The 9,125-nt window shown below is 41.2% G+C and carries 4 protein-coding genes and 3 pseudogenes; 6 read left to right on the plus strand and 1 reads right to left on the minus strand.

Annotated elements, in window-relative coordinates; all coding sequences use genetic code 11:
* From PHF18_RS17670 to PHF18_RS18160, 6 genes and pseudogenes are all read left to right on the plus strand, one after another.
* Positions 1-437, plus strand: a 437-nt coding sequence (locus PHF18_RS17670) for a M24 family metallopeptidase (RefSeq protein WP_300104993.1), incomplete at its 5' end; no start/stop codon positions are given.
* A 284-nt stretch (positions 438-721) separates the two neighbouring features.
* Positions 722-1,355 (plus strand): annotated as a pseudogene (locus PHF18_RS17675) (ISH3 family transposase); the annotation flags it as partial.
* Positions 1,356-1,599: 244 nt separating this feature from the next.
* Positions 1,600-1,848: pseudogene (locus tag PHF18_RS17680) on the plus strand (transcriptional regulator); the annotation flags it as partial.
* Between the two features lie 191 nt (positions 1,849-2,039).
* Positions 2,040-3,425, plus strand: coding sequence for an AAA family ATPase (locus PHF18_RS17685; RefSeq protein ID WP_300104994.1), 1,386 nt, complete (start codon positions 2,040-2,042; stop codon positions 3,423-3,425).
* The gene (locus PHF18_RS17690) at positions 3,406-4,881 is read left to right on the plus strand and encodes a VWA domain-containing protein (RefSeq protein WP_300104995.1); all 1,476 of its coding nucleotides are present in this window, start codon (positions 3,406-3,408) and stop codon (positions 4,879-4,881) included. Before PHF18_RS17685 ends, PHF18_RS17690 begins: the two co-directional genes overlap by 20 nt.
* A 151-nt stretch (positions 4,882-5,032) precedes the next feature.
* A pseudogene (locus tag PHF18_RS18160) lies at positions 5,033-5,197 on the plus strand (transposase); the annotation flags it as partial.
* A gap of 295 nt (positions 5,198-5,492) precedes the next feature.
* On the opposite strand, the gene PHF18_RS17695 reads toward PHF18_RS18160, so the two are convergent.
* Complete coding sequence (locus PHF18_RS17695; RefSeq protein ID WP_300104996.1) at positions 5,493-8,357, minus strand: hypothetical protein; 2,865 nt, start codon at positions 8,355-8,357, stop codon at positions 5,493-5,495.
* Positions 8,358-9,125 lie beyond the last annotated feature (768 nt).

The following is a 9,125-nucleotide window of genomic DNA, read 5'->3' on the forward strand; positions in this document are numbered from 1 at the left end:
TTGACGGCTACCATACGGATAAAACCATGACATACATGTTTGGTTCTTCCCTTCCGCAGTATGCCATAGATATCCATAATAAATGCGTGGCTATCCAGAACGAAGCTGCAGCAATGTTAAAACCCGGTGCTATCCCCTCGGAAATTTACAATACCATAATGAACGGGCTTGATGAGGAGTTCCTGGAAAATTTCATGGGCTTTGGGGACCGTAAAGTGAAATTCCTGGGGCATGGGGTTGGCTTATTGATCGATGAAACCCCTGTAATTGCAGCCGGGTTTGATGAGCCCCTGCAGGAAGGGATGGTATTTGCCCTCGAACCCAAGAAAGGAATTGAAAACATCGGAATGGTGGGAATTGAAAATACCTTCATAGTAACTTCTGAGGGCGGAGAATGCATTACCGGGAACAATCCGGGCTTGATCCCTGTATATTGAGCTGTGAAAATCAAGAATCCAGCTTGAATACTATAGAGAAATAGTCCGCCGACCCTGAGGAATATTTCCCTTTACCCGGAAACCGTTTTTCAATTAAAATGGTAAAAATGCCTCCGCCAGCTTGTCTGGCGGTCCTCACCAAAAAACAAAAAAAAGACATTAGAAAGAATATTTGCAGATTGTATTTGTTTAGATTTTTGATTATATTCTTGCCTTTTTTAGGCTGCTTTTACTTTTCTTCTCATCTCCTCTTATTTCTCATTTTTATTTTTGGAAGGCCGGGCTATTTTATCGACCTCATCAAAAGACTGGACCTTAAAATTAAAGTTCTCTGCATGGATAGAGAGTTTTATTCTATAGACGTTTTTGAATTTTTGCAAAATCACCAGATTCCACATATAGTTCCATTCCACATATAGTTCCAGTTGTTAAGAAAGGAGAACGGATGAAGCCGGTCCTGAAAGAGAATAAGGCACGGAGTGAACAATATGTTATGGGGGACTCTATGAAAAAGATTCTTTTGGATATTGTCATTGACGTCAAGTATCTTAAAGGCAAAAGAACAAAACGGGGATGTGAAAATCTTGGTTTTGTCGTTTTTGGAGTCAAATGGTCTCCAAGAAAGGTCAGCACGGTTTACAGGAGAAGATTTGCTATTAATCGTCATACAGGATGAGAAATGTGGTTAAACCAAAGACTTCATCTAAAAATGCCATTATCAGGTATTTTTATGCACTGATATCTTTCCTGTTAAAATACATATGGCTATACATTCAGAATAAACATTTTACTATTGTTAAAAGAGGCCCTCAGGTAATAGATGAGGACAAGTTCAGATTTGAAATGTTTATACTTCTAATTGAGGAATGGTTGAGAAGAAAGTTAAGGGTTAGGTTAGTGGTGGAGTGTCTGAGGTAAATGAATGGAGGGGAAATATAGAGGATGGATTTTTAGCGAAGTACTGAATTTGATTTTCTTGTCGCACCTGCGGAAAGCCAGTTTTAACTGGGCCTTCACCTGAAAACCATGCTCCAGACCTCTTTACAGATCTGTAAACACCTTTGACTGTATAAAGTCAATGTACGAATCGATAAATATTAAACATAAAACATAATTGTATATTTATATTAGTTACTCAATCATCGTTCTTCGGGTGATTTTAATGGTAGATGAACGTGGTTTAAAAACAGAGACTACTAAAATAATGAATGAAACTCCCTTAATTATGGGGTCAAATGAATATGAAATGATAGAATTATTTAGGAAGATCAACGTAAGCAGGCCCATTGCTTTTACCCTTGCCTGTCTTGCAAAATGAAGTGAAATTTCTTCCCAGAGCATTGAAATGGTCTCGGGCCTGAGACAGCCGGAAGTCAGTGTTGTGATGCGGCATCTCCGTGAGAACAACTGGAATTGAGTTCTGTTTTATGGGAAGGGGCCGAAATACGAGATTAAAGCTCATCAGAAACGAATAAGTAATACGATCAGAATCAAGTCAAATGATCAGAATAAAGTCAATCGTGGTAATCAACTAAATCCCAATCCGAAACCAAGCACCAGGGGCGGAAATCAAAAATGAGTCATCAACAAGCAAATACTTCCATGAAAAAGAGAGTTACAGATTTAATTGTTATCTTTTCTGATGGACTGTACGAACGAGAAGAGGTCGTTGCAGTTTCTCTTCTTTCAGTCCTTTCTGGGCAGTCAATTTTTTTATATGGCTTGCCAGGCACAGCGAAAAGTCTAATTGCCCGTCGTTTATCAAAGGTGTTTAAAGATACAACTCATTTTGAGTATTTAATGCAAAGATTTAGCACTCCTGAAGATGTTTTTGGACCTGTGAGTATTCAAGAACTAAAAAAGGATAATTACATTCGCAAAACAGAAGGCTACTTACCTACTGCTGACTTTGCTTTTCTTGATGAAATATGGAAAAGTAGTCCAGCTATTCTAAACACTCTCTTGACTATTATAAATGAGCGAATTTATCGTAATGGCGGAAAAGACGAAAAAGTTCCATTAAAAGCATTGATTGCTGCAAGTAATGAAACTCCACCACCGAATCAAGGATTAGAAGCTCTCTATGACCGTTTTGTAATGCGAATAATAGTAAATCCTATGGAAGAACGAGAGAATTTTGAAAAATTACTTGATGGGGATGCTGCCTCTACTGATATTGAAATTCCGGATGGACTACAGTTTTCTCACGATGAGTTTGAGCAACTTTCCAGTGAAATCGTTAAAGTAACAATTTCTAAAGAGGTATTTACTATCATAAATTCAATCAGAGTTTCACTTGATGAATTTAATAAAGATAATCCCAAAATTGCAGTTTATGTTTCTGATCGTAGGTGGCAGAAAATTGCACTCATTTTGAAAACATCTGCATTTTTGTGTGACCGCACTGAGGTAATACCCGTTGATACCCTTATATTACGACATTGTTTGTGGACACTTGAACAAAATAGAGAGCAAATTAATGAAATAATTGAAAAATGTGTGAAACAGTTTGGCTGCGCTAACAATGAGAAGTTAAATAGCTGGGAATTGGACCATAAGGATCTTGAAAAAGGTATATCTGATGCGTTTTTTTATACGGAAAATATTTATGACACCGAGAAAAAAGAAAATGTGCTAAATTATGGTGGGAATTCCGGTTATGACAACGATTCATTTGTCAAATGGTTTGATTCAACTCCACCCATAAAATTTACTAAGGGAACTCAAAAGGCTGTGGACTCAAGGATTAAAGGTACTTTTGTTAAAGCTTGTGAAGATTCTTTGAGTTCACTTGCGGAAATTATTAATGACACAAAATCTAATGTCGCTATTCAAAACAAATTGAATGAAACCCCATTTGTACCTTCAGAAAAAAGAGAATTAGTGCTTGATGCATTCAACTCTTTTCTTAAAGATTTAGAAAACCACAAATTGAATTCCGAGCATTTGTTGAAAAAGGTGCAATCTTATGAAATCTCCAAATCATGAAATTGCTAAAACAGAGGAATTAGTCAATACTTTTCTTTCAGAAGATTTCCCTGATCTAAATAGTGGAGAACTTGAAAATGAATTGAGTGGAAAAGTTAGTAATTGGGAGGAGTCAACTCTAAGTTATTTAGAAAACACAAACCCTTTTGAAAAACATCGGTCTAAATTGGTCTCTGCGAAATGGGATTTTCGGGCATATGGTGGCTCTGAAAAGTCAATTATAAGCGATTTAGAGGAATATAAGTCACTCCAACCATCAGCAAATGTTATGTTTTGGGAAGAAAAAACACTTGCTGTAAAAAAAAAGGTAGAGGAAAAAAAGAAAGAGTCAATCATAGAAAGCCTTGATGCTATTCGTAGGAATGAACAAGAAGAATGGAGAAAAGAGTATGAAAAACAATTACTTGAATGGCAACTCAAGGAAATCCAAAATCGCCGGGAACAATTGTTAAAAGAGTTAAAAGAATGGCTTGACCCTTTACAGCAAATGAAAGAGGTATTTGATGAGTTGGGTATTGAGCCTGGACTTTTGTGGGATTCAAGTGTTGGCAAATTAAGTAAGCAAGACATATCTTTCCTTAAACAATGGGCAGAATATCTGAAAAATAATGAAAGCGTTCGTAATTTATGTGAATTAATGGGAAGATTACATAAAGAACAACAATCTCATCACACAGAGATTATTAATTCAACCGTGCAATACTCTGTTATAAAACCAGATATATATTCCAATGAAGAGATTATTGGTATTAAGCTTGGTAGAGATTTAGAAAATGTTATACCACAGGAATTGGCTCTATTAAGTGATTCTGATATTGCATTGCTTTTTGACTTGAAATATGTTGAAAATCGACTGATGTGTTTTTCTAAACAAGGCGACAAAATAGAAATCGTTGAAGAGAACATTCAGAAAACCGTAAGCATTGTTGATGATGAAAAGATGGGGCCGTTAATTATTTGTGTTGATACAAGTACATCTATGTCAGGTGCTCCAGAGAATATAGCTAAAGCATTAACTCTTAGTTTGTCATCTCGAGCGGTTTCTCAAAAGAGAAAATGTTATTTGATAAATTTCAGTACTTCAATAGATACCCTTGATCTTACCCCTCCGAAAGGCATTCATGATTTGATAGACTTTCTTAGAATGAGTTTTCATGGGGGCACCAATGTTGCACCAGCTTTACACGAAGGGGTGCGGATGATGTTGGAAGCTGATTACAAAAAAGCGGATTTATTGGTTATTTCAGATTTTGTTCTCTATGGTTTATCTTCTGCTATTGTTTCCCAGTGCAAAAAGCAAAAACAAGAGAATAATCGCTTTTTTGCATTGTCCATCGGTAGTTTTGGCACTCAGCGTGTTGATGAAGATGTTTTTGATCAGAATTGGACATATGACCCTCTAAGTGGTGGCATTTCAGAAATCAACAATGTGGTTGAACAGGTTACTCGGAAATGATGGAACCAGAATAAATCGCCGTTTTTCGTCCATAATTCAGGAATTATTTTGGCTCCTCGCTTTTTTGAGTGGTTATCCCTCACAAAAACCAACACGGTCTTGAATTGAATTCCATTTTACCCACAGATAACGGCGAAAAGCCAAAACCCTTGATAGACATGCAAAGTATGAAAAAGAAATCTTGATGTTCGCTACGGAAATGAGAGTTCCTTTCAGCAATAACCAGGCAGAAATAGATCTCAGGATGATAACGGTTCAACAAAAGATATCGGAAGATTTTAGGGAACATGTGGGGCAGATGTATTCTGTAGAATGAGGGGATACATATCTACACTAATAAAGAATAAAATGCCTGTTATTAGTTCACTTCATGAGGCGATTGAAGGTATGCCTCCTTTACCCTGAATAATATTCAGGACATCCGCATGAGATAAAAGTTCAGTTAATGGATGGGCAGGTTGAGAAAATTAAGGAAGTATATTAAACATTTGAAGGAGAATCGATTTTTCAAAACGTCTCGTTTTAAAATTCACGTAACCGAGTAAAAAAGAAAATTCCAGGGCCTTTTCGGGGCCCTTTCATTAACCTTTCAATAGGCTTTCAAAAGGCTTTCAAAAACCAATCGGCCTTTTGGCTGGGATCATAGCTATTGGCACCTGGCCTACGAGGCGGGCTACTATCCTGCAGCGGGAAAGGAGATATTTTTCTTTCCTGATGTCCTCAAGGCGGTCGAAGATGTGGCTGTTTTCAGGGATTTCGGGAATATTTTCCCGGATGATTGTTTCGAGAGATTCCATTTTTTGCATGAGGACTTTTTTGTCGGCTGAGGTTTCGAAGGCCCAGTCCCGGACTTCACGGCTAACGGCAGAGGTGATTTCTTCGGAGGAAGTGCCTTTTACCAGGAAGCAGGCAAAACGGGCTTTTGTCCTGATTTCCTCAAGGGTGTCTTTCATCCTCTGTTCCGAAACCTTCTGCTTTAGGGTAGGTTGTCCTTTTTGCTCAAATCTCTTTGAAAGGACGGCTTCTTCTTCAGCCCGCTCGAAAAGGGCGGAGGAATCCTCAAAGATCCGGAGAGAAGCTTCAAGAAGCTTCTTCTCGGAAGCAAGGTCTGTTGAACCGGTTTCGGCAGCTTCCTGAATGATTTTTGCAAACTTCCTAAACGCCATGGAGAGGGCATCGATTTCGTCTACATCTCCCACTTCATAGACCATGGCTGAAAAGTACTTCTCGGACTCTTCCCTGTCGGTCTCGGAAGGATCGGAAGATAGGGGAACTTTTCCGGAAGATCCAGCAGACAGAAGATTCAGGAAGACTTCGTAGAAGTTCAGGTAGAAGCCTGGAAGGGGGTGGTTGAAAGCTGTTTCGGCCGAATTCCTGAAATTCAGAACGGCTTCTTTAAGCGCGCGCATGTATTCGGCTCCAGATTTTGCCTTTGCCGCATCATGGAGGGAGGCAATCCCGAGGGCGCGGAAAGCATACTTCCGCACGTACGCGCACTCTGAACCTGTTAGTTTCTTTAGGCTCTCCAGGGCCTGATAAGGGTCGGGATGCACCGTATAGGCAGACTCAAAGGCCCGGGCAGCTGCCCTCTGGACAGAACTGTCCCTGTGGTTTGTAAGGGACAGGAGATCAACCCAGGCTTTCCTTTTGTCCGGGACCAGCGGGAAAGATGGAGCAAACGCCTTTGCGGCTCCTTTTCGGACATCTTTGTCCCAGTGGGATGAAAGCTGCACAAGTCGACCCCAGGCGTCCTGTTTATCCTCTGCGAAGGGGAAGGCCAGAGCGAGCAGGTCCGATGCACTTTTCCGGAGGTAATTTTCCGGTCCTGAACAGAGATCGGAAAGATTGTAAAAGATACTCGTTTTATCTTCCACCAGGGGGAGAACCATGGAGAGAAGGTCGGAAGCATCCTTGCGGACAGAGGATTCATTGTCGCCACCCATCCGCAAAACCTCCTCCCAGACGCCTGTCATTATTTCCTGTCCCAGGCCTGCTTTTATGTCCTGTTCTGAACCTACTTCTATGCCCTTCTCTGAACCTTTATTCATGCCTATATTCTGGTCTCCTAGCCGGGAAAAGAGAGATCGGAGGGACACGGATGCACCCTTCCGAATTATGGGGTCTGGGTGTGCGGAAAGGTTTAGCAGTTTGCCACAGGTCCATTTCTTTTCCGGCAGGTGCGGGAAAGCTGATGCAAGAGAGTCGGCAGCATCCATCCGGACAGAACTGTCCACATCGATTGCCAATTTAAAAAGTTCGATAGAAAGCTGTTTTCCCGGGTTTCCCGGTCCTTTTGCATTTCCTTCCTTGAAGACAGAAGCGAGGGAATACGCTACACTCCTGCGGACAAAGGCAGGATTTCTTGTAATTTTCGAGAGTTCTTCAGAAGCTTCCTCATCGGAAGCAAGGTAAGGATAGGCAGAAGCGAGGGCATGCATTGCCCGCCTGATCACATAACTGTGGCTTTCGGCTTTCAGGCGGAGGAGGTCTTCCCAGGCTTTTTTCTTGTCGGAGACGTGCGGAAAAGCCTGGACAAGGGTGTCGGCAGCTCTTCCCCGTACATAGCTGACTTCACTTCCCGCAAGTTCGGTAAGGTCTTTCCAGGCACTGTCTTTATCCTCAAGGTGCAGGAATAACGAAGCAATGGAGTCTGCTGCCCTGTCCCTAACATGGCCGTCTGCGGCTCCGCTGAGCCTTAGAAGGGTAGACCAGGCTCTATTCCTGTCGGGAAGGTGAGGAAACACCAGAAACATGGTATCTGCCGCACGCCGCCGGAGAGTCCCCTTTTCAGAGGCAATCAGCCCTAAAAGGTCCTGCCATTCCGTTTCTTTTTTTCGGGAACGGATAAAAGCGGAAGCAAGGGCTTCAAAAGCTTCTTTCTGGAGAGTTCCTCTCTCTTCCAGAGCAAGCTTGAAGAGCTCTTTCCAGGCTTTATCCTGGTCTTCAACGTGCGAAAATACCACCCCGAGAGCTCGGGTAGCCTCAACCCTGGTGTTCATGTCCGCAGACTCCCTTAGCTCAAACAGGTCTTTCCATGCCTGTATTTTATCAGGGACCAGAGGGAAAACCGATTTGAGGCAGGAAAAAGCATATTCCTTTACAGAATCGGTTCCAGAACCCGCAAGTTTCAGAAAGTCGGTCCAGACCATCTGTTCTCCGGGCATAAGGATATAAGATGTAGCAAGGGCATGCACAGCTGCCTTCTGCACCCTCGGAGCCGGGCTGGCCGTAAGGCCTGCAAGTTTCGTCCAGAGTTTTTTCCTGTCCGGCACATGAGGATAAACTAATTCAAGAGTTTTGACTGCAGTTTCTGTTACAAGGTTGTCCTTATCTGAGGTGAGCCTGAGCATATCATCGAAAGCCTGCTCCCGATTAGGGAGAAATTCAAAATTAGCACTCAACTGTTTCAGGGCATCGATTTTCTCTTCCATATAGGGATTTAAAGTTCTGTCGTGTAGGGTTTCTTGGTCGATCACGTTTTCTCCATCCGTTTCTGGTACCAACCATCGGGTTTCATGATTTACAGGTATCGACAATCGATCTGAATATCGGTCTCGATTATCGGTCCGACTACTGGTTTTTGTCGCCTATTCATTTCAGTCGAATACCCCGCTAGCTTGCTGCGGGGATGAAAACTTCCCCGGTAACCGTTAATTATAATACGATTTATCAGTTCCATTTTTCGTTTGTTAACTTCTGCTCGAACTAAATGGTTTAGGGTTATTATCTCCTTTTACGGAATTTGGAGTGGTGGCGCGAACATACCCCTTGCTTGCAGAGGGGTGTGTCCGTGCAACTTTGATTAGAAGTGAATGTATTTCTTTATAAATATTCGGATTTTGATTTATAATTCAGAACGTCAAACAGTTTGACTCCATTTTCAGCCCACCCCTTCTCTAGCTATTCTTTTTTAGAAGTATTTTTAATTTATTTTTTCAGGATGTGGGCATAATTCCTGAACATTAAGACAATAAAGCCTATAATGCAGGATATTATTGTACTAAAATTTTAAAAAGAATATTATAAAAAATATACATAATTAATCCTTTCTCTTTAACGGGGGCACTTCATTTCTCACAGACAAATTATATCCACAGACCGCCTTCAGATCATCCCTTTTTTATTACTATGGGAGCGCAGAGGGTCACGAATACCCTGACCTTTAGGTCGGGGATGAAGTGAACCCTCGCTGGCTGTTTTGTATTCGCTTAAACTGTATAAATCATCGTTTTTTTGTAAAATAA

Origin of the sequence: Methanosarcina sp. (assembly GCF_028693135.1) — an archaeon.
Taxonomy (GTDB): domain Archaea; phylum Halobacteriota; class Methanosarcinia; order Methanosarcinales; family Methanosarcinaceae; genus Methanosarcina.